At 47.9% G+C, this 24,701-nt stretch carries 24 protein-coding genes; 15 read left to right on the top strand and 9 right to left on the bottom strand.

Going from position 1 to position 24,701, the window contains the following annotated elements; translation table 11 throughout:
* Positions 1 to 108 precede the first annotated feature (108 nt).
* Positions 109 to 2,916 carry an excinuclease ABC subunit UvrA gene (uvrA, locus tag MJ611_RS19625; RefSeq protein ID WP_250432154.1) on the bottom strand — a complete coding sequence of 936 codons (2,808 nt, stop codon included), beginning with the start codon at positions 2,914 to 2,916 and terminating at the stop codon, positions 109 to 111.
* A 732-nt stretch (positions 2,917 to 3,648) separates the two neighbouring features.
* On the opposite strand from uvrA, the gene MJ611_RS19620 reads away from it, so the two are divergent.
* Positions 3,649 to 4,419: a T9SS type A sorting domain-containing protein gene (locus tag MJ611_RS19620; RefSeq protein WP_250432153.1), complete on the top strand. Its 771-nt coding sequence runs from the start codon at positions 3,649 to 3,651 to the stop codon at positions 4,417 to 4,419.
* A 165-nt stretch (positions 4,420 to 4,584) separates the two neighbouring features.
* On the top strand, positions 4,585 to 4,713 hold the full coding sequence (locus MJ611_RS19615; protein ID WP_250432152.1) for a 30S ribosomal protein THX: 129 nt from the start codon (positions 4,585 to 4,587) through the stop codon (positions 4,711 to 4,713).
* Between the two features lie 62 nt (positions 4,714 to 4,775).
* Here the strand turns inward: MJ611_RS19615 and MJ611_RS19610 are convergent, their stop codons facing one another.
* A complete protein-coding gene (locus tag MJ611_RS19610; protein ID WP_250432151.1) occupies positions 4,776 to 6,047 on the bottom strand; it encodes an MFS transporter in 1,272 nt (423 codons plus the stop codon).
* 506 nt (positions 6,048 to 6,553) lie between these two features.
* On the opposite strand from MJ611_RS19610, the gene MJ611_RS19605 reads away from it, so the two are divergent.
* The 7 genes from MJ611_RS19605 to MJ611_RS19575 all read left to right on the top strand — a co-directional run bounded on the left by MJ611_RS19605 (position 6,554) and on the right by MJ611_RS19575 (position 10,999).
* On the top strand, positions 6,554 to 6,901 hold the full coding sequence (locus tag MJ611_RS19605) for a hypothetical protein (RefSeq protein WP_250432150.1): 348 nt from the start codon (positions 6,554 to 6,556) through the stop codon (positions 6,899 to 6,901).
* A 232-nt stretch (positions 6,902 to 7,133) separates the two neighbouring features.
* Complete coding sequence (locus MJ611_RS19600; RefSeq protein WP_250432149.1) at positions 7,134 to 7,448, top strand: cupin domain-containing protein; 315 nt, start codon at positions 7,134 to 7,136, stop codon at positions 7,446 to 7,448.
* Between the two features lie 10 nt (positions 7,449 to 7,458).
* Positions 7,459 to 7,848, top strand: a complete 390-nt coding sequence (locus tag MJ611_RS19595) for a group III truncated hemoglobin (RefSeq protein WP_250432148.1) — start codon at positions 7,459 to 7,461, stop codon at positions 7,846 to 7,848.
* A gap of 505 nt (positions 7,849 to 8,353) precedes the next feature.
* The gene (locus MJ611_RS19590) at positions 8,354 to 8,956 is read left to right on the top strand and encodes an RNA polymerase sigma factor (RefSeq protein WP_250432147.1); all 603 of its coding nucleotides are present in this window, start codon (positions 8,354 to 8,356) and stop codon (positions 8,954 to 8,956) included.
* Positions 8,931 to 9,161 carry a hypothetical protein gene (locus MJ611_RS19585; protein WP_250432146.1) on the top strand — a complete coding sequence of 77 codons (231 nt, stop codon included), beginning with the start codon at positions 8,931 to 8,933 and terminating at the stop codon, positions 9,159 to 9,161. The genes MJ611_RS19590 and MJ611_RS19585 overlap by 26 nt, the downstream gene beginning before the upstream one ends.
* An 18-nt stretch (positions 9,162 to 9,179) precedes the next feature.
* On the top strand, positions 9,180 to 9,869 hold the full coding sequence (gene nth / locus MJ611_RS19580; protein ID WP_250432145.1) for an endonuclease III: 690 nt from the start codon (positions 9,180 to 9,182) through the stop codon (positions 9,867 to 9,869).
* Positions 9,870 to 9,997: 128 nt separating this feature from the next.
* Positions 9,998 to 10,999, top strand: coding sequence for an alpha/beta hydrolase family protein (locus MJ611_RS19575; RefSeq protein ID WP_250432144.1), 1,002 nt, complete (start codon positions 9,998 to 10,000; stop codon positions 10,997 to 10,999).
* An 84-nt stretch (positions 11,000 to 11,083) separates the two neighbouring features.
* On the opposite strand, the gene MJ611_RS19570 is transcribed toward MJ611_RS19575, so the two are convergent.
* From MJ611_RS19570 to gldB, 3 genes are all read right to left on the bottom strand, one after another.
* Positions 11,084 to 11,548: a DUF4890 domain-containing protein gene (locus tag MJ611_RS19570; RefSeq protein WP_250432143.1), complete on the bottom strand. Its 465-nt coding sequence runs from the start codon at positions 11,546 to 11,548 to the stop codon at positions 11,084 to 11,086.
* A 206-nt stretch (positions 11,549 to 11,754) separates the two neighbouring features.
* The gene (locus MJ611_RS19565) at positions 11,755 to 12,975 is read right to left on the bottom strand and encodes a glycosyltransferase family 4 protein (protein WP_250432142.1); all 1,221 of its coding nucleotides are present in this window, start codon (positions 12,973 to 12,975) and stop codon (positions 11,755 to 11,757) included.
* Positions 12,976 to 13,003: 28 nt separating this feature from the next.
* Positions 13,004 to 13,999, bottom strand: coding sequence for a gliding motility lipoprotein GldB (gene gldB / locus MJ611_RS19560; protein ID WP_250432141.1), 996 nt, complete (start codon positions 13,997 to 13,999; stop codon positions 13,004 to 13,006).
* Positions 14,000 to 14,072: 73 nt separating this feature from the next.
* Between gldB and MJ611_RS19555 the strand changes: the two genes are divergently transcribed.
* Positions 14,073 to 14,732, top strand: a complete 660-nt coding sequence (locus MJ611_RS19555) for a porin family protein (RefSeq protein WP_250432140.1) — start codon at positions 14,073 to 14,075, stop codon at positions 14,730 to 14,732.
* A gap of 66 nt (positions 14,733 to 14,798) precedes the next feature.
* On the opposite strand, the gene MJ611_RS19550 is transcribed toward MJ611_RS19555, so the two are convergent.
* The 3 genes from MJ611_RS19550 to MJ611_RS19540 all read right to left on the bottom strand — a co-directional run bounded on the left by MJ611_RS19550 (position 14,799) and on the right by MJ611_RS19540 (position 17,888).
* Complete coding sequence (locus tag MJ611_RS19550; RefSeq protein ID WP_250432139.1) at positions 14,799 to 16,397, bottom strand: Rne/Rng family ribonuclease; 1,599 nt, start codon at positions 16,395 to 16,397, stop codon at positions 14,799 to 14,801.
* A gap of 212 nt (positions 16,398 to 16,609) precedes the next feature.
* Positions 16,610 to 17,503 (bottom strand): tetratricopeptide repeat protein, encoded by an 894-nt coding sequence (locus MJ611_RS19545; RefSeq protein ID WP_250432138.1) that lies wholly within the window; start codon positions 17,501 to 17,503, stop codon positions 16,610 to 16,612.
* A gap of 64 nt (positions 17,504 to 17,567) precedes the next feature.
* Entirely contained in the window at positions 17,568 to 17,888 is a 321-nt protein-coding gene (locus tag MJ611_RS19540) for an HU family DNA-binding protein (protein WP_317233157.1), read from the bottom strand.
* A 295-nt stretch (positions 17,889 to 18,183) separates the two neighbouring features.
* On the opposite strand from MJ611_RS19540, the gene mutY reads away from it, so the two are divergent.
* The 5 genes from mutY (at position 18,184) to recG (ending at position 24,283) form a co-directional block, all read left to right on the top strand.
* Positions 18,184 to 19,305: an A/G-specific adenine glycosylase gene (gene mutY, locus MJ611_RS19535; protein WP_250432136.1), complete on the top strand. Its 1,122-nt coding sequence runs from the start codon at positions 18,184 to 18,186 to the stop codon at positions 19,303 to 19,305.
* Between the two features lie 110 nt (positions 19,306 to 19,415).
* Positions 19,416 to 19,889, top strand: coding sequence for a single-stranded DNA-binding protein (locus MJ611_RS19530; RefSeq protein ID WP_250432135.1), 474 nt, complete (start codon positions 19,416 to 19,418; stop codon positions 19,887 to 19,889).
* A 25-nt stretch (positions 19,890 to 19,914) separates the two neighbouring features.
* Entirely contained in the window at positions 19,915 to 21,342 is a 1,428-nt protein-coding gene (gene gldE, locus MJ611_RS19525) for a gliding motility-associated protein GldE (protein WP_250432134.1), read from the top strand.
* Positions 21,323 to 21,865 carry a gliding motility lipoprotein GldD gene (gene gldD, locus MJ611_RS19520; protein ID WP_250432133.1) on the top strand — a complete coding sequence of 181 codons (543 nt, stop codon included), beginning with the start codon at positions 21,323 to 21,325 and terminating at the stop codon, positions 21,863 to 21,865. Before gldE ends, gldD begins: the two co-directional genes overlap by 20 nt.
* A 324-nt stretch (positions 21,866 to 22,189) precedes the next feature.
* Entirely contained in the window at positions 22,190 to 24,283 is a 2,094-nt protein-coding gene (recG, locus tag MJ611_RS19515) for an ATP-dependent DNA helicase RecG (RefSeq protein WP_250432132.1), read from the top strand.
* Positions 24,284 to 24,312: 29 nt separating this feature from the next.
* Here the strand turns inward: recG and MJ611_RS19510 are convergent, their stop codons facing one another.
* The gene (locus MJ611_RS19510) at positions 24,313 to 24,495 is read right to left on the bottom strand and encodes a hypothetical protein (RefSeq protein ID WP_250432131.1); all 183 of its coding nucleotides are present in this window, start codon (positions 24,493 to 24,495) and stop codon (positions 24,313 to 24,315) included.
* Positions 24,496 to 24,701: the final 206 nt, after the last annotated feature.

The following is a 24,701-nucleotide window of genomic DNA, read 5'->3' as shown; positions in this document are numbered from 1 at the left end:
CCCAGTGAAATCAAATACCCATCCTGTTCTTAGGAGGGGGCAGGGGGAGGTAAAGCAAAAAGCCGCAGCAACATCAGTTACCGCGGCTTTTTGCTTTATAGTTTATACTTACAGCCTATCCTTCAGGAAGCGGGCAGTATGGTTATTCTCCAGCTTTACCATGTCTTCCGGTGTACCTTCAAACAGCAGGTGGCCTCCGTTTATACCACCTTCCGGGCCAAGGTCGATGATCCAGTCGGCGCATTTGATGATGTCCATGTTGTGTTCGATGATAACAACCGAGTTGCCGTTCTCGATAAGCGCATTGATAGACGTAAGCAGCTTACTGATATCGTGGAAGTGCAGCCCCGTGCTTGGCTCATCGAAAATAAACAGGATGTTCTCGTTGTGCGGCTGTGCCCCTTTGGTAAGGAAAGAAGCTAGCTTCACGCGCTGCGCCTCGCCACCTGATAAGGTATTGCTCGATTGCCCCAGGCGGATGTAGCCTAGGCCCACATCGTTCAACGGCTTCAGTTTTTCGATGATCTTTGGCTGATCAGCAAAGAACTCAATGCTGTCGGCGATGGTCATGTCGAGCACCTCGGCTATACTTTGCTCTTTATATTTGATGTCAAGCACGTCCTGCTTGAAGCGCTGCCCGTGGCAACTTTCGCAGGTCAGGTAAATGTCAGCCATGAACTGCATTTCGATTTTCACCTGGCCCTCTCCCTGGCATACTTCGCAACGACCACCTTCAATGTTGAATGAGAAATGCGACGGCTTGAACCCTCGGGCTTTTGCCAGCGGCTGGTCCGCATATAAGGTACGGATGGCATCGTAAGCTTTCACGTACGTTACCGGGTTGGAGCGCGATGATTTACCGATCGGGTTCTGGTCCACAAACTCTACGTGCTGTATCTTATTGTAGTCGCCGGCTAACTTATCAAACTTACCGGTTGCCTCAGATGTGGAGCCGTGCAGCTTCTGCATGGCCGGCGCCAGTATCTTTTTGATCAGGGTAGATTTACCGGAGCCACTCACCCCTGTTACCACCGTCATCACACCCAGCGGAATCTTCACGTACAGGTTTTTGAGGTTGTTCTCGCGGGCGCCTTGCAGCTCGATCGCATTGCGCCATTTGCGACGCTGCGTTGGCACCGGTACTTCCATTCGGCCACTCAGGTACCTGGCCGTATAGGTATCGGCTTGTTTTGTCAGATCCTCCAGGGTACCCTGGAACATCAGATTACCACCTCCCGAGCCAGCTTCCGGACCAATATCGATAAGCTGATCGGCGGCGCGCATCATTTCTTCTTCATGCTCTACCACAATTACGGTATTGCCCAGTTGCTGCAGCGAGCGGAGTACGCCGATCAGTTGCTCGGAGTCTTTCGGGTGCAGGCCTATACTTGGCTCATCCAGGATGTACATAGAGCCTACCAGGGCACTACCCAGCGATGTTGCCAGGTTAATGCGCTGGCTTTCGCCACCAGACAAGGTATTAGACAGACGGTTCAGCGTCAGGTAACCCAGGCCTACACGCTCCAGATAGCCCAACCGGTTCGTCACTTCTGTTACCAGTCGGTCGGCTACGTTCTGCTCGTGCTGGGTCAGTTCGATGTTCCGGAAGAACGGCAGCACCTGCGTGATCGGCATGAGCACCAGGTCGGTTATACTTTTGCCGTTGACCTTTACATAGCTGGCATCTTTGCGCAGGCGCGATCCTTTGCAATCGGGGCAGGTAGTACGGCCACGATAACGCGACAGCATCACGCGGTACTGTATCTTATGCGTTTGCGACTGGATATGCTTGAAGAAGTCGTTCAGACCTTCGAAGTACTTGTTACCCGTCCAGAGCAGTTCCTGTTCGGCCTCTGTCAGCTCGTTGTAAGGGCGGTGAATCGGGAAATCGAAGCGGATACCATTCTTCACCAGCGGCTGAAGCCACTCGTTCATCTTATCGGATCGCCACGGTGCAATAGCGCCTTCGTACACGGTCAGGCTTTTGTCCGGAATAACTAAGTCAGGGTCTATGCCCAGTACAGAACCAAAACCCTCGCAGGTCTGGCAGGCACCGTAGGGGTTGTTGAAGCTGAAGAAGTTTACAGATGGCTCTTCAAACACCATCCCGTCCAGCTCAAACCTATCAGAGAACACGCGCTCCTCGCCATCGCCATACTTCAGGCGGCATTCGCCATGGCCTTCGTAGAAAGCAGTCTGCACCGAGTCAGCAATCCGGAACTGCAGGTCCTCGTCAGACTTATAGATCACAGCGCGGTCGATCAGGATGTATACTTCCTTGCCCAGTTTCGGATTTTTCTGCTCCAGCAGCTCTTCGATAAAGTATACCGTTCCATCTGCGTAAATCCTGGAATAACCTTTCTGCAGCAGCAGGTCCAGTTCTTTGGCCAAACTACGGTCTTTGTGTTGCAGTAGCGGTGCAAGTATCATTACACGGGCTTCATCCTCTAAAGAGAAGATAAAGTCCACCACATCGGCTACTGTATCTTTCTGTACCACATTGCCTGATACCGGCGAGTAGGTTTTGCCGATGCGGGCGTACAGCAGCTTCAGGTAATCGTAGATCTCGGTGCTGGTGCCTACCGTGGAGCGGTTGTTTTTTATACTTACCTTCTGCTCGATGGCGATAGCCGGGCTGATGCCTTTGATGTAATCCACATCGGGCTTGTCCATGCGGCCCAGGAACTGGCGGGCGTAGGAGCTTAAGCTCTCCACGTACATGCGCTGCCCTTCGGCATACAGCGTGTCGAAAGCTAGGGAAGATTTGCCGGAGCCGGAAAGGCCGGTAACCACGATGAATTTGTTGCGTGGCAGGGCCACACTCAGGTTTTTCAGGTTATGCACCCGCGCCCCTTTGATGATGATGTTCTGCCGCGGGTCGAGGGCATCTATGTTTTGATCAGCTTGATTTGCCATACAGACAGTGGCACCGGCAGCAGCAAAATCCTACGCGCAGCGCCATTTTATCTTTTAGATGAATGTGTAAAGTTACGAATACCTAAACTCTTTTAGAAGGTTTTGTTGCACCTGCCATAACAGGCGTTCAACACGATGTAAACTACCTTCTACATCAGATTCAGGACATCTTTTTGTAACACCTCCTGCAGCGGAAAAGTTTATATCTGCCAGCCTCTTCTTATACACAACCCGCTCCTTAGTATTTCTTAATTTATACTTTACTAAAAAGGCAGTCAATACGCTAACAGCCTGATATACAACTCGTACACATACATAATAGCTGCTTTATAGGAAGCACACAAGTTCAGGTTCCCGCACCAGAAAAATGGTGAGCCGCAACCTCCCTTCTATGGCCTTAGCGCCAACACCCTGCTCTAAGGCAAACCTTTGTTTAAATCATAAGATTGGCATTCAACTTATGAGTGTCAGCGAAACCATCTAAATACCAACTGTATGAAGAGTTATCTACACTTTTTCCGTACTATAGGCATTATCCTTGTGCTCCTGCTTTTTGCACAGCAGGCATGGGCTCAAACTAATGTTGAATGCTTTTTCACAGATAGTCCGAATCCGGAAGACCGCTGTATAGCTATAGGATATTCGAGCGTGACCCCACATATCAATCAGCCAGGAGACCCACCAGGACAAGAGCTTCTTGATGTCACGATAGTTTTTCAGGCCTGCGAAGATGTGACTTCGATCAGTATTACCCGTACGCAAGGTCCTCCCATCGTAATTACTGGTGATGACATTACCGGAGAAATTCAGGATACAACATTCACGGTCAATGCAAAGCCATTCCAAAATGGAAATGATCTCAGGGTATTTATAGAATTTATAACAGGCGGAAAAACAGTTCTTGATGTTGTCTATACAGGCGAGGAAGAATGCGAAACGCTAAATCCTCTACCTGTTGAACTGGTCAGCTTTAAAGGAATTGCAACCAAGAGCGGCATAGACCTGAAATGGCGCACGGCCAGCGAAAGAGACAACAAACAGTTTGAAATAGAGCGCAGTGCAGACGGATATGGTTTCGAGAAGATTGGCATTGTAGCAGGCCATGGTACCTCCTCTGTGCCCATAGACTATAGCTTTGAAGACAAAAACCCGTTGAATGGCACCAACTACTACAGGTTAAAGCAAGTAGATCTGGATGGCAAGTATGAATACTCCAATGTAATTGTGGCCGAGAGCAGCCGCGAGGCAAGTGCCCGATTAGTGGTAGCGCCAAACCCATGCCGCAACGGTGATTGCACCGTAAGCCTTGGTAACTCCGGTGTCAGGTCTGAGACATTGGTAGAGTTAAAGGATATGGCAGGACGTGTAGTATTTACCAAGACCATAGCTGCAGGCGATGCCTCGGATTTAAGGCTGGATGAACTGAAACAGTTTAAAGGTTTATACCTGCTTACAGCAACTAACGGCAGCACGGTAACAAACGTGCGGCTCATGCTGGAGTAATAGCTGTTACTCTCTCATAGCATCTTAGCCCGCCCCTGGTGGCGGGCTTCTTTTTATACCTGTGCTAAGAAGGAACAGATCAGGCGGTTAACGTTATTTCTGAACCTGCCTGCCGCCCCTGCTCGTATGCAGTGTTTACGAGAACCAACTTAAACAACTTATTTTATGGGAAAAGGAGATAAAAAATCTAAAAAAGGTAAGCTTAAAAAGGGCAGCTACGGCAACACCCGACCACACAAGCCTACCAAGCACAAAGGCCTGGCAGAAGCACAAGCCAAAGAAGCAGCAAAATAAGAAGCTGCCAAACACCCAAAGAAGCGAAAACGCTGCCCCGTTCACAGGGCAGCGTTTTCGCTTTAGTGGCCCGGCTCCAGGTCCGGCGTCATGTGCAGGGCGCGCAGCTTATCGGCCTTGAAGGCGGTAACCCCTACCACCAGCAGCGTCATCACACCGCCAAATACCACGGCAGGTACTGCGCCGAGCAACTTGGCCATACTGCCCGCCCGGAAAGCGCCTATCTCGTTAGAAGAACCAACAAAAATGCTGTTTACCGATGATACCCTCCCCTTCATGTATTCCGGGGTTAAGGTATGGATCAGGGTAGAACGAATGATAACGCTGATGCTGTCGAAGGCGCCGCTGAGCACAAGCAGCACCAATGAAAACCAAAAATTGGTAGACAGCCCGAACAGGATCAGGCTTACGCCAAAGCCTGCCACACACCAGAGCATGATCTTACCTGCCTTAACGGTAATAGGATGATACGCCATCCAGACGGCCATGATGACCGAACCAACTGCCGGTGCAGCACGCAGAAAGCCCAGCCCCTGCGGACCGATGAGCAGAATATCCGAAGCAAAGATGGGCAGCAGCGCCACTGCCCCGCCGAACAGCACCGCAAACATATCGAGCGAGATCGCATGAAGTATGATCTGGTTGCCAAACACGAACTTTATACCCGTGCGTAGGCTCTCAGTCAGGTTTTGTGGGTTGATGTTTTCAGGAAGAGGCTTAGCTCCTATCAGCGCAAACGCTACAAGCGACAGCAGAACCAGCACCCCATCGGTAGCATAGGCAGCCGTAATGCCATAAAAGCCATACACCAAACCGCCAATAGCCGGACCAACCAGCGAAGCCGCCTGCCAGGTAGTACTGCTCCAGGTAATGGCATTGGCATAGAGTTGCTTACCGGTTACCAGTTGCGGCATAAACGAGAAAACAGCAGGCCCCATAAAGCCACGCGCTATGCCACTGACAAAGATCACCCCATAGATCGGCAGCACACCATAGTGTTCGATCACGGCGTTTGTATCCAGTGTGAAAAGCCATAAGGCGGCTGAGCACAAAAGTAAAACCGTAATAACCGTTACGATGATCTTCTTGCGCGGCACCATATCGGCCAGGTAGCCCGCATAAAGCGAAACAACAATAGAAGGGATGGCCTCGGCAAGACCGATCAGGCCAAGCGAAAACGCATCTTTGGTAAGGTCATAGATTTGCCAACCTACAATAACTGCCTGTATCTGCATGGCCAGCGTAATGCAAAGCCTTGCCGAAATGTATAGCCTGAACTCTGGCAGCCGCAGCACCGCATAGGGGTCGTGCCTGGGCGCCGTATTATTACGCATGTACGCTCTGTTTTAGATTTTTTACAACCTCAAAGCTACACAAAAGTAGGCATTTCGAGTGCCCGAAGGTTACAGGAATTGGAAAGTACAGGAAGTGGCAAGAGCAATCGCACTACAGCAGTTACAGCAGGCAAAATACTCTGACTAAGCCAGATACATACTTAGGCAACAGAATACATCAGGCTCTTCGCCAATGAAGACTGCAGCCCCCGTGCAGGCTCCGTATTCACCACAAAAAATTACATTTTATACTTACTCCCGCAACATTCTCTTTTATATCCAAGTATAAAATTTTAGAGAATGGCCAGCCCAACCATCAGCACAACCTTCGCATTTTAAGATGGCTTTAACCCAGCACAGTGACCTTGTTAATTTGCTGTTTTAGTTGTGGCGCTTTATTCAACCATTTTTTAAACACTTTTATTATTGTTTAACACGCATCCTCCGGAAGCAAAATTCCGGAGCAGAGAATTGTTTTTATTTTATAACTGTTAACGATTAACCCCATGGAACAACTGGACATCCGTTTATTATTAGAGAGCATCGAGAGAAAGGTGTACCAGCAGGAAATTACGACCAGCAACGACGTAACAACGCTGATAAATACTGAGATCGCGAAAGCTATTAACCTGAAGTATAAAACCGAAAACGCTACCAACAGCGAGACCGAAGCAATGCTGAAAAACGTTTCCTGCACCACGCTGGAATGTTACCTCAACCACCTGAAGGAAGTAGAGAAAAAACTGCAGCAGCCTTGTGACATCACAGCCCAGTGCACACCGGTAGAGGAGCGGGAAATAAACCGCAAAATATTGCTGATACTGAACCGGCTTAAAGGCTATGGCAGAAAGTAAGTAGCAGCTTCTTTCACATTGTTCAACTATCCTTCGCAAAGCTTCGCGGCTCTTACGAAGGATTTTTTTATGCCCTCCCGGTTCGTTTCTCCCCTTTCCCCCTTCTGTACTAACCTATCTTTTTACTTCCAGGCACGCTGTCTAGGTAATTTAAAATAGTTAAAGTAGTGACAAATATCATTTTATACCTTTTGGTGCGGCATTACCTTTGTTAAAACTTCAGCATACAACCATGGAAGAAAGCACACCATTTGGAATGCCGGAGCTGGCCCGCCAGATCAGCTATAGCCCTGAGAAGTTCCAGAGCAAGGTGATTTTTGAACTGGATAAGCAAAAGGCTATACTTTTTGCTTTCAGCAGAGGCCAGCAGCTAAAAGAGCATAAAACCAGCCACGATGTGCTGCTGGTTGCGCTGGAAGGCGAGTGCGACTTTAGCATGGATGATGTTGTGCAGCGCCTGAGAGCGGGGCAGGTATACCGCATTCCGGCTGATGTGCCCCATGCGCTGGAGGCTGTTACTGATTTTAAGATGTTACTGATAAAGTAGAGGAGCTACGATGAAGAAAGACATTGCCAACGAAGCAGATATAAAGTTACTGGTAGACACCTTTTATGATACAGTGAACAAAGACGAGCTGCTTTCGCCGGTGTTCAACGATTTTGCCCATGTAAACTGGGAGCACCACCTGCCCATCATGTATAACTTCTGGAGCTCGGTACTTTTCGGCACCATGGCATACAAAGGCCAGCCGTTCCCGAAGCACTTGCGCCTGCCCATCGAACAGAAACATTTTCAGCGCTGGATACAGCTTTTCACAGAAACAGTAGACCGCCTGTTTGAAGGAACGAAAGCCACAGAGATAAAGCAGAAAGCGCTCAGCATCGCACAGATCTTCCAGATGAAGATGGGTTTCCTGAGTGTGATTGGAAAAGAAGAGGTGTTATAGTTCTACCTACCTTAATTTTAGAAGCAGGCTTAAAAAATTAAGCCTGCTTTTTTATTTTTTCGCTCCGCAAATCTCCTGCTCAAGTATAGTTTGGCAACCCAGCCGCCATCCTTTACAAAAAAACTCTGCCTTTGGCTGAAAAGTAGCCGATACAGGCTATTCGTTGAAGGCACCCATGTGCATAACTTGTTGATAAGAAATAAAAAGCAGCCTAATTGCCTCAATAACAGGGTTTTTATATATGTGGAAAACTAAATTAAATTATTTGCACAATCAATTATACTTTGCCCTCGTATATAGGAGAGTACCCGATAAACCTAAGGGCAGCTAACCTGTAAGATTGGTTTGCAGGAGCAGTCATTTTTTTGGCAGGCTGTTGTGCCAGTTGTTGCACAACCAAAATGCATTACATATATTTGATTTTACCTTTCTGAAAATTTTGTTCAAAATAGCTAAACGCAACAATATGATATAAAGCTCTACGTTAAACTAATGTAGCTTTAAGATGAATACAACTACCCAGTTAAGCGACTCCGCATTGGTGACGCTTTACATCGCAGGTAATGAAAATGCGTTCGAACAGCTAGTAAACAGACACAAGAACAAAGTATACACGACCATCTTATTGATCGTCAAAGATTCGTATACAGCTGAAGATCTTCTGCAGGACACCTTTATCAAGGCCATCCATACCATGAAGGGCGGACGCTATAACGAAGAAGGCAAGTTCTCCTCCTGGATCTGCCGTATCGCTCATAACCTGGCGATCGACTTTTTCCGGAAAGAGAAACGCAGCCCGATGATCACCCTTGAAGACGGCAGCAATGTGTTCAACACGCTTTCATTTGCAGAAGACTCGGCTGAGTCGCAGCAGATAAAAGAGGATACACACACCCGTCTGCGTGAGCTGATCCAGACGCTGCCACAGTCGCAGCGGGAAGTATTGATGATGCGGCATTTTGCCGACATGAGCTTCCAGGAGATAGCTGAGGCTACAGGGGTGAGCATCAACACCGCCTTGGGGCGTATGCGCTATGCGCTGATCAACCTGAGGAAAAAGATGCTGAAAAACAACGTCGCTTATGATAAAAACCTCTACTCACAATGAGCTGATCCAGTATGTATATGATGAGTTGGCAGAAGATGCCTGCAAACAGCTGGAAACGGCCCTAATGCACGATAACGAGCTGGCAGAAAGCTGCTCTGAACTCCTGCAGATCCAACATCTTCTGAATGGGGCGACCAAAAGCCCTCGTGAGAGTACGATAAATAACATCCTGAATTATTCAAAAAGCTTAAGTTTGCAGTCGTAAAGACTGCAAACTTTTTTTATGCGCAAAAAAGAACGCTACAGGCACCTGATCGAGTACTTCACCCAGAACTTTCCGGAGCCTGAAACCGAACTGGCTTACTCCAACCCGTACGAACTCATACTTGCTGTTGTGCTGAGCGCGCAGTGCACCGATAAGCGCGTGAACATGGTAACGCCTGCCCTGTTCGAGGCTTACCCAACTCCGGAGCACCTGGCCGCCGCTACTCCCGAAGAAATCTTTACTTACATTAAAAGTATATCGTACCCCAACAACAAGGCAAAGCACCTGGCGGGTTTGGGCCGGATGCTGGTGGAGCAGTTTAACTCGGAGGTTCCCAGCACCGTGGAGGAACTGGTGAAGTTACCGGGCGTTGGTCGCAAAACTGCTAACGTGATTGTGTCCGTTATCTGGAACCAGCCGGCCATGGCCGTGGATACGCACGTGTTCCGGGTAAGCAAGCGCCTGGGGCTGGTAGACAAGAAAGCGAAAACCCCGCTGGAGGTAGAGAAGGAGTTGGTAGCGAACCTGCCAGAGGAACTTATTGCCAAAGCCCACCACTGGCTTATATTGCATGGCCGCTATATCTGCATAGCGCGCCGCCCGAAGTGTGAAGAATGCCCCCTCACCCACTTCTGCGCCTTTTTCCAGAAAAACTTTCCCAACATCCCGGATGATCCGGAGAACAAGCTGGGTGGATTAGACAGATAAAGTATAAAAGCCTGCTGTAACTGTGGTTGCGGCAGGCTTTTATACTTTGCCAGTATTTACATCTGAATTATTATATTGTCGATACCCTATTAAATCTGTCCCTTATCTTCCTTGGTCATACATAAAAGATGAAACACTTATTACTTCTGCTCCTGCCGTTGCTTTTGTACTTACCTACCAAAGCTCAAATAAAGAAACCTGAAGAGTTCGGTTATCGGCATTTACAGACACGTTACAAGCAGGATACAGTTGATATTCTGGTGATGTCGAAAAAAGGGGAAGAGCAGCAAGTAAAACCAATCTTTCTTTTCATCCAAGGTTCATTGCCAACCCCATTGATCATCCTGAAAGAAAACGGAGAACCGTATAAGATTTTCCCGTTCGATGCCGACTTACTTCTGGACGACTATCACCTGGCTATAGTTAGTAAACCATTTATCCCAGTAATAAGGGAAGAAAGTAGCTTAAGACCGAATATGTCTTATGTAGAAGTACATTCAGGTACGTTTCCTGAAAATTATGTACTCCGTGATAATTTAGACTATTATACATACAGGAACAAAGCCGTCGTTAAGTACTTGGTAAAACAACCTTGGGTATGCGATAAAAAAATTGTTGTTGCAGGACACTCTGAAGGAGCAGCAATCGCTGCCAAGCTTGCACAAGTTTCTAAAGATATTACTCATCTTATTTTTGCCAGCACAAACCCTTTTGGCAGAATGGCGACTATAGTTTCACAGATAAGGCAGCGCGACGATACAGCAGGAACAGCAGTGAAAAGACAGCTAACGTTCTGGAAGGAAGTAGTAGAGGACCCAGCCAACAATGAAGTCAAAGGCGAAATCACCTTTAAGTCGCTTTATAGCTTCTCCAAACCTCCGGTGGCTGCTTTACAAAAATTAAAGATGCCTGTTATGGTGTCTTACGGTACAAAAGATATTGCTGCGCCTTTCTACGATTACTTTCATATAGAGGCGATACGAGCTAAAAAGAAGAACTTCACCTTCATGCCTTATGTTGGGCGGGAGCATAATTTCTTCGGGTTTGATGAGAACGGCAAAGTCAACTATGAAGATTTCGGATGGGATAAAGTAGCTCTGGATTGGAAGAAGTGGCTTGAGAGGAATTAATTCATTCCTGCTAGATATCTTCATTTCATCACCATGAAAGTAAAAAGGAGGCCAATCAGCCTCCCTTTTTACTTTAAAGTATACTTAACTTCTCTGGTGTCTTTCACCTCTCATACCTTTGCGGTGTTCGTGCTTTTGCTCTTGCCTGGCTCTCATCTCTTCGCGTTGCGCCTCATACTTTGCGTACTGCTTCTTGTTCAGGATGTCTTTTAGTTCAGCTTCGTAGCGTGCCTTGCTGGCTTTCTTTTCACTGCGCATACTTTGGCGGCTTGTAGCTTCTCCGCGCTTGGCATGCATCGCCTGCATTTCCTGGGCACGCTTCAGGTTTAGAGCTTGTAGTTTCCTTTGCTGCGATTTGTTCAGGTTAAGCGTTTGCACCATTTTCTCGGTACGGCGGGTTGCCATCTCTTCAGGAGACTTACGGGCTTTGTCACCTCTATGTCCTCTGTGTTCTGTGCGTGGCTTATTTTCCTGAGCAGTAGTATTCTGAGCAAAAGAACTTCCTGTAACCAGCAGGCCCAGGGTCAGCATAACAACAATCTTCTTCATCTTCTTTTTTATTTAAGGGTGGTCAGCTAAATGTTTAGATCAGAATCTATAGTTAGCTAATAACCTATTACCAAAGGGTGTGCCAAACCTGAGAAGAACGATTAGCAGAGCGTGTGTAGTAAATAAATTTGAAGGAGCATTAGCCAGATCGAAGTATACCTGAGGCTATACTTTAGCCAAATTAGTAAAGAGAAGTTATACTTCAATTACTGCAAGTATAGCTCTTTCTTCGCCTGTACTACCTTGGTTAGTACCTCCTCAACCTGCAAGGCAAGCTTTTGCCTGTCAAATTGGGCTGCGGCTATACTTGCTCCGCGTGCGCCGGCAGCTTTTAAGCTTTCAGAGTCAGCGAGGGCTTGCTTTATGGTTGCGGCAAGTAGAGAGGGTTGCTCTGCCGGGGCATACCAGCCGCAGTTATACTTCTCCACAAAAGTTTTGGTCCAGCCGGGGTTGGTAACGATAACGGGTGTGCCGCTGGCCAGGCTATCGTAGAACTTGGCTGGGGAGTTGGTAGCCAGCACGGGCAGATCGTTAAAGGAAACAATAGAAAGGTCAGCCAGCTTGAAGAGTGAAAATATTTGATGCCGTGGCAAAGGCGGCAGCATGGTAATGTTGCCATACTTGCGGGCCACCTCCTGCACCTGGGGCTCGTAGTATCCGCCGCCGGTAAATACAAACTGCATGTGCTGCTCTGTAGCCAATTCAGCAGCAGCCTTGAGCAGCGTGGGTATGTCGTTGGCACGGCCATAGGTGCCGGCGTAGAGCACTACCTGCTTTCCTGCCAGGTTATACTTGTGCCGCAACAGCTCCATCGATTCTTCTGTTACCTGCCCTGCCAGTTCCAGGTCGGTGCCGTTCAGGTTTGTTGAGATCTTTTCTCTGGAGATGCCCAGGCCGGCGACGTATTCCGTCATATCCGGCGAGAGCGTGATGATGTGGCTGGCGCTTTGGTAGAGGTACTTCTCCTGCTGATAAAGCTGCCGCTGCACCCATTTGCTCTTTACAGCACCCATCGCAATCGGGAAAGAAGGCCACAGGTCCTGCACCTCAAACACCCAGGGCACATTCCGTAGCAGCGCTATTTTATCCGCTATCCAGGGCGTGGAGAGTGGTGTAGATACAGCCCAGATCACATCCGGTTTTGGCAGGCTTAGCCCTTTGTAAAAGCTGTAGCCAGCATAACCGCTAAAAGACAACACCCTGCGGGCAACACCCATCTTGTTGTTGTAAGGCACATCCTGCTCATGCAGCTTCACGCCGTCCGGTACCCAACTATACTTGTCCGTTATCTTGAGATGACGCCAGGCACTACTCGTAACCAGACTTACCTCATGCCGTTTTGCCAGCGCCTCCAGAAAAGTATAGTGCCTGCAGGTAGCCGGGCTATCGGGGCTGTGGTGATGCTGGTTAAAAACGGTTATCTGCATGCTGGTGTAGCTCTCGAGGCACTGCTGCCTACTTTTTCTGCGGCTTGTACTTCGACTCGTTGAAGATCTTCTGAAAGTCAGTCTCAGCCATCAGTTGTGGTAGTGTCACCTCCGGGTTGCGCTCCATATACTTTCGCACGATCTGCCAGCCCACCCAGGTACCCAGGCGGCCGGGAGCTGTCGGGTCTATCTCCGGTGTGTTTGGACGCTCGCCTATGTACTTGTTCACTTTAAAAGGGCTCTTCTCATACAACAGGCTCTTCTCTATAAAGTGCGCCCATATTTTCCCTTCGTTATGCTGCACATCGGCTATTTGCTGCTTGCTGTAACCGATGATAGTTGAGTCAGGGGTGCAGGGCATTACTGTCTGTACAAAGTAGTATGCCTTACCTGAGCTGATCATTTCGGCCAAAAGGCTGCGCTCCAGAAAATTGGTTTTGTTGAACCTGTTCGATAACAACAGCATAGCAGCAGGCACCATACTCGTCCGCTCGTAACGATCCAGGATATAGTCGTACACATCCGGTCGGTAGCTGGCGTCTTTTCCAATGAAAAAGTCAATGCCAAACACCATAAGGCTGTCCGACACGAGCAGATCGCGGCTGAGGCCGGACACAAACGTTTTCACTTCGGGCACCTGAAATTGCGGGTAGTAGTACTTGATCACCTTGAAAGCCGTTTCGAGTTTTTCCTGCTCCGGCTTCATGTCTTCAAACTTCTTTTCGGCTTCTCCTTCCAGCTTTTTCAGCTCCTTGTTTGTAGCCAATCCATACAAAGAATTGATCAAGGCAGAGTCGGAGTTGATGCGACTGCCCTGGAAGAATCGCTCAGCAAACAGTGGGTTCTCTTTCAGGAATCTAGCTACATCCTCTTTAGAAGAAACATTAAAAAACGGCTTCTCCAGTCGTTCAATTTTAACCTCTACAGGTATGTCAGCGATTTCTGAAGGTAGCTCGCAGTCCTTCTTTTTATTGCAGCCAAAAACTAGCAGAAGAGTTGCGAGTATTAAGATTCTGTAATACATTGCCTGATATTTTTGTACAAAAATAAAGGGTTCCGTCGTATTAGGTACCAAACGCTTCAATTAAAACACACAAATGAAGAAACTTTCACTATTAGTTCTGTTTTTAGGCTTCGGCCTCTCTGCGATGGCACAGGTAGAAATTGGCGCCATGATATCGCCAACCATTGCCAGCAACCGTTTTATTGCCGAAGACAAGTATAACCTCGAAAAGGAAAGCAATAAACTGCGCTTTGGCGTTGGCGTGGTAGCCGATTATTTTTTCTCTCAGAACTATGCTTTCAGCACAGGCCTGATGTACCGCAGCAAAGGCAGCGAAATACAGTATAACTATACTTCTGAAGATGGTTCCAGCATTTCCGGTAAAGATGATATTGATGTGCAATACCTTGAGCTACCGGTATCGCTGAAGCTATTTACCAATGAGGTAGCTCCGGATGTCGTGATGTATTTCCAGGTGGGTGGCTCCCTGAACACGAAAGTTTCGGCAAAGGTAAACGACAAGAAGGTTATTGATGGCGAGCGCACTTCCAAGCGCTTTAACATCTTCGAGACAGACGCCCTGATCGGAACGGGTGCCGAAATGCTGCTGGGCCAGAGCACAAAAATCTTCGGTGGCATAACGTATCACCGCGGCCTGACCAACATCGACGATTACTACAAGAAAAGACTCGGCGATAAGAACATCGCTGTAAAGAACAACGGCGTATCGATCGATGTGGGTGTAAAATTCTAGCACCTCTGCGACAGGCAACAAAAAAGCCGGCCCGATAACTCGGGCCGGCTTTTTTGTTATAGTTGTTTATTCTTCTTCTTTGTCCTGTTCTACATTTATTTCTGCAGCTACAGAACGTAATTCAATTTCTTCACCCCGCTCATCCATCACTTTGAAGTCTGTGATGCCAAGCGACGTATCTTTCACCAGGGTAACCCACCTGAAGTACTTGAAGAACCACTTCATTTGCCTGTTGATGATTCCTTTGGTGTAGTAGGAATACACAAACGGGTGAACGTACAACTGCAGGCTCTTGTGGTTGTGGCTCGTCAGCAGGTCGTCTACCGCTTCGTCAATTTCGTCAGTAACCAGTATACTGGCCGTTATTTTCCCGGTTCCGCCACAGGTTGGGCAAACTTCGCCGGTAACTATGTTTTGTTCTGGCCTTACACGCTGACGCGTTATTTGCATCAGGCCGAATTTAGAGATCGGGAGAACCGTTGACTTCGAACGGTCTTTTTTCAGTTCCTCTTTGAAGACCTCATAGACCTTCTGGCGGTTTTCCGGCGATTTCATATCGATGAAATCTACTACTATGATACCACCTATATCCCGAAGGCGAAGCTGACGCGCTACCTCACGGGCAGCCATTATATTTACGTTCAGTGCCGTCGCCTCCTGATCGGTTTCGGTATTGGATTTGTTGCCACTGTTCACATCAACCACATGCAGTGCTTCGGTGTGCTCTATTACCAGATATCCGCCTCCTGGTATAGTTACTGTTTTTCCGAAAGCAGCCTTTAGCTGTTTCTCGATATGAAAGTGTTCAAAGGTTTTGGTTTTGCCGGTATAATGCTTCAGGATTCTTAGTTTATCCGGAGCAATACTGCCGATGTATGTTTTGATCTCATCATAGAGCTGGTTATCGTCCACTACTATGTTGTCAAAACTTTCGTTTAGCAAATCCCTCAAAATGGAAGAAGTACGACCAATCTCTCCTATGATCTTATCATTGGGCTTTGCCGTTCTCAACGCTTTAAAACCTTCTTCCCAGTTAGTAAGCATGTTGCGCAGGTCTCTGTCGAGTTCTGCTACTTCACGCCCTTCTGCCACCGTCCTGATGATAACGCCAAATCCCTCCGGCTTGATCGAAGTGATCAGGCGCTTGAGACGTGTGCGTTCTTCTTTGCTGACGATCTTCTTGGAAACACTTACCGTATTTGAAAACGGCACGAGTACCAGGTAACGACCGGCCAGCGATATCTCGCAGGATAAGCGGGGGCCTTTGGTAGAAATAGGTTCTTTTACAATCTGGACTAAAAGCTGCTGTCCTTTTTTTACAACATCAGCTATTTTGCCGAGCTTGTCTATCTCAGGCTCAAATTTTAACTGGTTAAGTTTTGGTGAAGCGTTCTTCTGAGTCTGCGCGATCTTAACAAATTTGTTAAGGGTCCTGATGTTGGCTCCCAGGTCATGGTAATGCAGGAACGCATCTTTCTGGTAACCAATATCAATAAAAGCAGCATTCAGGCCTGGCATCACTTTTTTTACAGTACCCAGAAAAATATCACCGACAATGTAATTTGTGTCTTTTCTTTCGAAGTGATATTCAACTAATCTTTTGTCCTGTAATAGCGCGATGCGATCTCCATCTTGAGTAGAATTGATGATTAATTCGTTACTCAATGTTTTCTCAAAAGATTACTTAGATGTATAGACCAAAGCCCACATTGCCTAAGCAAAGTGGGCCCCAAAGCTTTTAGAAGAAATTACTTCTTCTTATGTCTGTTTTTTCTCAGGCGCTTCTTTCTCTTGTGTGTAGCGATCTTATGTCTTTTTCTTTTCTTTCCGCAAGGCATAGTCTTGAAGTTTTTATTTTATGAATGATTTCTTTGGTTCTACTTTAATTTGGCCAGTTCCTCGTCAACCGAGGCGTTAAGGGCCGGATCTTTGCTCAGTTGCTTTACCTTGTTGAAGGTTGCCACCGCCTCTTCTTTCTTACCTGTCTGCGCCAGCGCAACGGCTAAATAGAATGTTCCTTCCACATGCTTCGGGTTAACCGATACAAGATGGCGGAAACGCTCTTCAGCTTTGTCGTACTGGTTAGACTGCATAGAAAGCACACCCAGGTTGAACAATGCTTTTTCGTTGTTCGGGTCTGCCGAGATCACCTCGCGCAGCAACGTAATGCCCTGCATCGGGTTCTCCGTTGCAATATACGTCATCGCGATGTTGGTCTTGGAGTCCAGGTCAGAAGGGTTATTCTTCAGCACCTGCTCGTACATATTACGCGCTTTGGCGCCCAGCTCGCTTGCACGCTCCTGCGTTGCCGCATATGTAAACGCTTCAAAGTACTGGTCACCGGCTTTCTTATAGCTCTTTTCGCCTGGTCGGGCATTAGCAGCCATTTCGTAATAGTAGCCGGCACTGTCAAATTTACTCGCAGAAGCATAAGCAGCAGCAAGTTCTCCGGCCAGACGTGTGCGCGTCTGCTCGTCAGTTGCTTTGTCATACTTGGCACGAGCGGTGGTCAGCGCCATCAGCTGCTCCGGTGTTGCCGTCATGTGTGCATCTCCGGCACCAGCAGCAGCGGTGGCAGTTGCACCGGCGGCAGGCTCAGCACCATGCCCATGCCCGTCATCTTCCGAGTGTCCTTCAGACGCAGCAGTTGCTGTTTCGCCTTTGGCAAAGCTTTCTTTATCTCCTTCATTTACAACCACTTTAGGCAAAAAGAAGATCACGGCAGCCAGTGCGATAGCCGCAACTACAATCAGTATCTGGTTTCGTGACATTCCTTTTGCTTAAGTAGTTGTTTATGAATCAATAACAATTTCCGCGCAGCAAAGATACAAAAAATTAAACAGTAGCTAACTCTTTGATCTTTTTGCTGTTCTTAATCTTCTGAATAAACGTTTTAGACGGCTTAAAGCTAGGTATAAAGTGCTCGTCGATGATGATAGAAGTATTCTTTGAAATATTACGGGCAACTTTCTTTGCACGCTTCTTATTCACAAAGCTACCAAAACCTCTCACATAGATGTTGTTACCATCAGCCATTGAGTCTTTCACTACTTTGAAAAAAGCCTCAATCGTAGATTGAACATCAGCTTTATCAATCCCTGTTTTATCAGCAATCTCTGATATTACTTCTGCTTTAGTCACTTTCTTAGATTTTATAATTTAAAATAATTTGATAATTTACTAGTCTTTGAAGAACAGGCCGTTACCTCATTCCGTCATTTTCGGGGCACAAAGGTAGATTTACTTTTCGATAAGTAAAAGCTTTAGCACTAAATTATTAGAAGCCTAAAGCTGCATTTTCTCCTCCGGCACTTTGCACCTGCAAGACTTATGCCATGTGTTCCGCCCTCTTAACGCTGTTACAACTTTTATATTTTTAACATGCTGTTTTTTTCCGTTCACCCGGCTGCAGGTGCTATTCAAAACAAAACTTTACCTTTGTGTGTTTCACATGCCGAAGAAAAAACTGGCGGCACTTCTAATGGAAAGTATAGATAGTCAACTATTTGCAAACACGCTCATCCGCTGGTATGGACAACACAAGCGGGCACTCCCCTGGCGCGACACCCGAAACCCTTATTATATATGGCTATCAGAAGTGATCCTGCAGCAAACGCGCGTTGCACAAGGGCTACCCTATTACCTGAAGTTTACAGACGCTTACCCAACCGTGCAAGACCTTGCTGCCGCCCCGGAAGATGAAGTGCTGCGGCTGTGGCAGGGACTGGGTTATTACTCCCGGGCGCGCAACATGCACCATACCGCCCGGCAAATAGTAGACGAATACGGAGGCAATTTCCCCGATACCTACCAGGAACTGCTAAAATTGCGTGGCATAGGAAGTTATACAGCTGCTGCGATCGCCTCTTTTGCCTTCAGAGAACAGGTAGCCGTGCTGGATGGCAATGTTTTCCGGGTGCTGGCCCGGGTATTTGGTGTTACGGATGACATTGCTGCGCCGGCCTCCCGCAAGATCTTTCAGAAACTGGCTGATACGTTGGTACCCGCTGACCATCCGGATACCTTCAACCAGGCTATTATGGAGTTCGGGGCCATCCAATGCACGCCGCTTATGCCGGACTGTTTGTTTTGCCCGCTGCAGCAGGCCTGCTTTGCCTTTAACCACGGCATGGTGCAGGAACTTCCGGTAAAATCGAAAGCCAAAGCACATAGGCTGCGCTATTTTCACTACCTTGTATTTGAGTGGCAGGGGCAGTATTACCTGCGCAAGCGTTTGGCAGGGGATATATGGCAGGGCCTTTACGATTTTTTCCTGTACGAAAGCGAGGATAAGCAACTGAACCCCGAGGCACTACTTACCGAGTTGCGTGAGGCAGGCATTAATGTAGCACCGGAGCAGGTAAAACTGCCTCATAAAGAGTATAAACATACGCTCAGCCATCAGAAAATCACAGCCAAATTCTACTATGTAAAGCTTGGTTCGCGCTTAAAACAGGAGATAGTTCAGGAAGCCCGGCTTACGCTTTTCGACAGCGAAAAAATAGATGCATTACCGAAGCCAGTTCTTATCAGTAACTATTTGAAAGATAATAATATTTTATTAAATTTATAGACTGAACTATTATAGCAGCAGCTGCATTATAGTAGTTCAGTAAGCCATAATTGCCTCCAACTAGGTTGTTGGAGTAGCACAAGTAAACGTAATATTAAAGACAAAAAGACATGGCAAGTGTAAACAAAGTAATCCTTATCGGAAATCTGGGCAAAGACCCTGAAGTACGTCATTTAGAGGGCGGTGTAGCCGTAGCCCGTTTCCCGCTCGCAACCTCTGAAACCTTCAAAGACAAAAACGGACAGCGACAGGAGAAAACAGAGTGGCATAACATTGTGCTCTGGAGAGGCCTGGCTGAAGTAGCCGAGAAATACCTCAGAAAAGGTCAGTCTGTCTTTATTGAAGGAAAGATCAGAACTAGCCAGTACCAGGACAAGGAAGGCAACCAGCGCTACAGCACCGAAATTGTAGCTGACCAGATGACCATGCTGGGCAGTAAAGGCGAAGGTGGCAGCACTAGTGGCAACTACCAGGAGCAATCTGCTTCGGCAGGCGGCTACAGTGGCGGAGGCAACACAGCAACTGCTGGCAAAGGCGCATCTTCTGCCTTCCAGAACGACGAGCCAGACGACTTGCCGTTCTAACTATTTTCAACTTAAGTAATACATTTTGGAAAGTATAGATTCCGGAGACCCCCTGAGTTATAGTTTGCTTCAGCTGTTTCATGACACAACAGCATTACTCAGGATCGAATACTTAGCAGCGATTACTGCCTGCTTCCTACTATTACTGCTCTCTGCCCTCGCTTCGGGGGCAGAGGCAGCTTTTTTCTCGCTCACCGACGAAGATTTAGAAAAATGCAGGGAAAGTAACAAGCGTACCGATCAGACCATTTTTACGCTTTTACAGAACCCGCGCCAGTTGCTCACAAACCTGCTCATCCTCAACAACGGTATTAACGTCGCAATCATCACGCTGTTTGCCTATGTAGCCTGGAAACTTTTCGGCAGCACGACACTGCCGGTGTGGCCCCTTGTTGCCTGCATGCTGGTAGCAACCTTCTTTATTGTTTTCTTTGGCGAGGTGTTGCCTAAAGTATACGCCCACAAGCGCCGCGTGCTGATAGCACGCCGTACGGCTCCGCTTCTGCCTGTGCTGCAGGTAATGGTTAGCCCTTTGTCGTGGCTGTTGCAATCGATCAGTGTTTTTATGGAAAGGCGCTTTCCTACCCGAGCTTATAGCCATACCATCGAAGAACTGCAACAGAGCCTGGATGCAGCGCTTACCAACGAGGGGACATCGCCGGAAGAGCGTAAAATCCTGCGCGGCATTGTAAACTTCGGCTCCATTACGGTAAGGCAGATCATGCGGCCACGTGTCGATGTTGTTGCTTTCAACACGAAATCTACACTGCCCGAACTATTACCTGAAATTGTGAAATGGGGTTATTCGCGCGTGCCGGTGTATACAGAAAGCACCGACCGGATAGAAGGCATTCTCTACATCAAGGACCTGTTGCCGTATCTGGATGAAGGTCCGGGCTTTGAATGGCAGAAGCTGGTGCGTGCGCCCTTCTTTGTTCCGGAAACCAAGCGTATAGCTGACCTTTTCCAGGAATTCAAGGAAAAGCACGTGCACATGGCCATTGTAGTGAATGAATACGGAGGCACAACAGGTTTGCTAACGCTCGAAGACATTGTGGAAGAGATCGTAGGCGAGATCAACGACGAGTTTGATGACGATGACGATATTATCTATTCACAACTCGATGAAAATACTTTTATCTTTGACGGGAAAACCTCGCTGCATGACTTCTGCAAAATAACAGAGGTACCTTTCGATGCTTTTAACGAGGTGAAAGGAGAGAACGAAACGGTAGCCGGACTGATGCTGGCACTTTTCTCCCGGATTCCGCGCGTAGGCGAAAGTATAACTTATGAACAATACTACTTCACGATCGAGTCGGCGGACAGCAAGCGTGTAAAACGAGTTAAAATTAATGTTGCAGACAAAAAAGAGCAGTATCAAAAGCATAACCGGTCTGAAAGCGTTCTTATGGCTGGGAATGGCAGCAGCCATGGCCGCATGCGGAGCTGAATACACGCCGAAACCAAAAGGATATAACCGGATAGACCTGCCCACGCCGGCCTACCAACCACTACAGGAAGAGCATCCGTACACGTTTGAGTACTCCAAGTACGCCAAAGTACGTCCGGACTCATCGCTGATCGCGCAGCCGGATTGGATCACCATTATCTATCCTACGCTGGGCGCCAACGTGCAACTGACCTATAAAGCGATCAACAACAATCCGAAGGTCTTCAACGACCTGGTGGAAGACGCACGCAAGCTGACAGGGCGGCACCAGGTAAAAGCTTATTCTATTGAAGAAGCCGAAATAAAAACACCACAAGGCGATGTAGCTTCTGTTTTTGAATTGGAAGGCGAAGTACCCAGCCAGTTCCAGTTTTATGTAACGGACACCACCACGCATTTCTTTCGGGGCGCTTTATACTTTAAAACCGCTACCCAGAACGATTCGCTGGCACCGGTAATCGAGTATGTAAAGAAGGACATCATCCACCTGCTGAACACGCTGAAGTGGAAGGATAAAAAGTAGTCTCTGAACAAAAGACATTTTGACAAAGGACAAAAGACCTGCAGGTAAAGCCTCAGGTCTTTTTGTTTTTACAGAAGAGTGCTAGCAAAGTATATTCCAGGTGACCTTCCCGCCGTGGTTGGTGTTTTTCACCAACAACTCCAAAGAAACCAAGTATAAAGCCCCGGCAGCATTTACACCTGTCGGGGCTTTTGCTTATTTTTGTATCTTGTAAAGCGTGCTTCAAGTATACTTTGCCCGATAAACAAGTTGTTTAACATCAGCTTCAGCGGCCACTTATACTTTAAAAGGCATATTTGCACTAATTCTTAATTCGCCAAAGGCGTGAGCAACTTCTTCCATACCAAAATAGAATTCCTGAAAGGGGTAGGGCCGCAGCGTGCCGAGCTGCTGCAGAAGGAGCTTAACATCTATACCTACGGCGATCTGATCCAGCACTACCCTTTCCGCTACCTCGACCGCACGCAGTTTTACAAAATAGCTGAGATGGACGAGTCGCTGCCTTACGTGCAGGTGAAGGGTACCATCAAAGGCAAAGAACTTTTAGGAGAAGGACGGAAACAGCGCCTGGCGGCAAGACTCATAGACGAAACCGGTGAAATGGAACTGGTATGGTTTAAAGGAGTGAAGTGGATGGAAAAATCGGTAAAGAACCACACCGAGTACATTGTGTTCGGCAAGCCTACCGAGTTCAACGGCAAGTTCAGCATGGCGCACCCGGAGCTGGAAGAGCTAAGTGAGGTAAAACAGACCAACGCCTTCCTGCAGCCGGTTTACCATACCACCGAGAAACTGAAGGCGCACCGCATCGAGAGCAAAACCATTATGAAAATGATGGAAATGCTGATCAAAGTGGCCGCGCCAAACATACACGAAACGCTTTCGCCGGAGCTGATCGACCATTACCGCCTGATGAACAAGCGCGATGCGCTGATCAACATTCACTTTCCGGAGTCGGTTGAGAAGTATAATGCTGCCAAGTTCCGGCTGAAGTTTGAGGAGCTTTTTTACATACAGCTGCGCCTGCTGCGCCAGAAAACGGTACGCCGTGCCGACCTGGCAGGCCAGGTGTTTAAGCAGGTGCCAACGGTAACGGAGTTCTACAAAAACCACATGACCTTCGACCTTACAGGCGCGCAGAAGCGGGTTATCAAGGAGATTCATAAAGACCTGACGGCCGGCAAACAGATGAACCGTCTGCTGCAGGGCGATGTGGGTTCGGGCAAAACCATTGTGGCCTTCATCACCATGCTGATCGCGGCCGACAACGGGGCGCAATCGGTGCTGATGGCTCCTACCGAAATTCTGGCAGATCAGCATTATGTAGGTCTGAAGGCTTTTGCGGATCGCTTAGGTATAAATATTGGCAAGCTTACCGGCTCTACCAAGACAAAGGACCGGAAGGAACTGCACGAGCAGTTGCGCTCCGGTGAGATGAAAATGATCGTGGGTACGCATGCCTTGCTCGAAGATGTGGTGCAGTTTCAGAACCTGGGCCTTTGCATTGTGGACGAGCAGCACCGCTTCGGTGTAGAGCAGCGCTCCAAACTATGGCGCAAGAACCCGCGTGTCATCCCGCATGTGCTCGTAATGACGGCCACACCTATCCCCCGCACGCTGGCCATGACGCTTTATGGAGATCTGGATGTGTCGGTGATAGATGAGATGCCAGCAGGCCGTAAAGAGATCGTGACGGTACATCGTTTCGACAGCCACCGCCTGCGCGTGTTCCAGTTCGTGCGCGATCAGATCAAACTGGGCCGCCAGGTATACATCGTATACCCGCTCATCGAGGAATCGGAAGGTATGGATTACAAGGACCTGACAGATGGCTACGAAAGTATACGGAGGGCTTTCCCGGAGTACCAGGTAAGTATGGTGCACGGCAAGCTGAAGCCTCAGGATAAGGATTACGAAATGCAGCGTTTCGTCAAGAACGAGACGCAGATCATGGTTGCTACCACCGTAATCGAAGTAGGCGTGAACGTGCCGAACGCTTCCGTGATGATTATTGAAAGTGCTGAACGGTTTGGTTTGTCGCAGCTGCACCAGTTGCGTGGGCGCGTAGGCCGAGGCGCCGAGCAAAGCTACTGTATCCTAATGACTGGCTACAAGCTGAGCAAAGACAGTAAAACAAGGCTCGAAACCATGGTGCGCACCAACAACGGCTTCGAGATTGCTGATATCGACCTGAAACTCCGCGGACCGGGAGACCTGATGGGTACGCAGCAAAGCGGTGTGCTGGACCTACTGATCGCAGATCTTTCTAAAGACGCACCTATACTTCAGGAAGCGCGGGCTGCGGCACAGCGCGTACTGGAAGCGGATGCGCAGCTCGAAAAACCGGAAAACCAGAACATCCGCCGTCACATCCAGTCGCTGAGTGCCAATACCATCAACTGGAGCCGCATCAGCTAAAGCATCTACACAGTTTTCCTGACTCTGGATTAGTTGTATACTTCACTTAGCTTCTCTTCCTCCTTCACGCCCTGTTGGGCGGTAGCGGTGGTGGTACTATCTGTCTGGTGCAGGTAATGTACAAGCGCAGCATTTTGTTGGTGGGTTGTTTCCGGTATGGCTTCTTTTGCAGGTTCCTCTTTATAAAACTTGCTGATTAAAATGATGGCCATGAAAACAAAAATCTTGAGTAAAAATTTCATAATAACAATATCCTCCCTTACAATCTCCGCTTAGGTGTACTCCCTGCTAAAGGCACAAGTTACGGCAGCACTAGGCTTTTACGCCAACCTCCTGATTCTCTGTTTAATAAGTCATAAAACCGTATGTAGAAATTTTACACCTCGTTATGTATATTTTTATATATCAGAGTTAGAAT

The organism is Pontibacter ruber (assembly GCF_023630205.1).
Taxonomy (GTDB): domain Bacteria; phylum Bacteroidota; class Bacteroidia; order Cytophagales; family Hymenobacteraceae; genus Pontibacter; species Pontibacter ruber.
Note: the sequence above shows the minus strand (reverse complement) of the source record. Positions and strands in the feature narration are given on the sequence as shown.

What these genes read in the sequence shown, in the direction of transcription:
- gldD (WP_250432133.1), top strand. Translation starts at nt 21,323, where the DNA reads ATGGCCGCATGCGGAGCTGAATACACGCCGAAACCAAAAGGATATAAC.
- MJ611_RS19595 (WP_250432148.1), top strand. Translation starts at nt 7,459, where the DNA reads ATGAAGAAAGACATTGCCAACGAAGCAGATATAAAGTTACTGGTAGAC.
- MJ611_RS19565 (WP_250432142.1), bottom strand. Translation starts at nt 12,975, where the DNA reads ATGCAGATAACCGTTTTTAACCAGCATCACCACAGCCCCGATAGCCCG.
- MJ611_RS19585 (WP_250432146.1), top strand. Translation starts at nt 8,931, where the DNA reads ATGATAAAAACCTCTACTCACAATGAGCTGATCCAGTATGTATATGAT.
- nth (WP_250432145.1), top strand. Translation starts at nt 9,180, where the DNA reads ATGCGCAAAAAAGAACGCTACAGGCACCTGATCGAGTACTTCACCCAG.
- MJ611_RS19575 (WP_250432144.1), top strand. Translation starts at nt 9,998, where the DNA reads ATGAAACACTTATTACTTCTGCTCCTGCCGTTGCTTTTGTACTTACCT.
- MJ611_RS19510 (WP_250432131.1), bottom strand. Translation starts at nt 24,495, where the DNA reads ATGGCCATCATTTTAATCAGCAAGTTTTATAAAGAGGAACCTGCAAAA.
- MJ611_RS19615 (WP_250432152.1), top strand. Translation starts at nt 4,585, where the DNA reads ATGGGAAAAGGAGATAAAAAATCTAAAAAAGGTAAGCTTAAAAAGGGC.
- MJ611_RS19610 (WP_250432151.1), bottom strand. Translation starts at nt 6,047, where the DNA reads ATGCGTAATAATACGGCGCCCAGGCACGACCCCTATGCGGTGCTGCGG.
- MJ611_RS19590 (WP_250432147.1), top strand. Translation starts at nt 8,354, where the DNA reads ATGAATACAACTACCCAGTTAAGCGACTCCGCATTGGTGACGCTTTAC.
- uvrA (WP_250432154.1), bottom strand. Translation starts at nt 2,916, where the DNA reads ATGGCAAATCAAGCTGATCAAAACATAGATGCCCTCGACCCGCGGCAG.
- MJ611_RS19555 (WP_250432140.1), top strand. Translation starts at nt 14,073, where the DNA reads ATGAAGAAACTTTCACTATTAGTTCTGTTTTTAGGCTTCGGCCTCTCT.
- MJ611_RS19605 (WP_250432150.1), top strand. Translation starts at nt 6,554, where the DNA reads ATGGAACAACTGGACATCCGTTTATTATTAGAGAGCATCGAGAGAAAG.
- MJ611_RS19570 (WP_250432143.1), bottom strand. Translation starts at nt 11,548, where the DNA reads ATGAAGAAGATTGTTGTTATGCTGACCCTGGGCCTGCTGGTTACAGGA.
- mutY (WP_250432136.1), top strand. Translation starts at nt 18,184, where the DNA reads ATGCCGAAGAAAAAACTGGCGGCACTTCTAATGGAAAGTATAGATAGT.
- MJ611_RS19600 (WP_250432149.1), top strand. Translation starts at nt 7,134, where the DNA reads ATGGAAGAAAGCACACCATTTGGAATGCCGGAGCTGGCCCGCCAGATC.
- gldB (WP_250432141.1), bottom strand. Translation starts at nt 13,999, where the DNA reads ATGTATTACAGAATCTTAATACTCGCAACTCTTCTGCTAGTTTTTGGC.
- MJ611_RS19545 (WP_250432138.1), bottom strand. Translation starts at nt 17,503, where the DNA reads ATGTCACGAAACCAGATACTGATTGTAGTTGCGGCTATCGCACTGGCT.
- MJ611_RS19530 (WP_250432135.1), top strand. Translation starts at nt 19,416, where the DNA reads ATGGCAAGTGTAAACAAAGTAATCCTTATCGGAAATCTGGGCAAAGAC.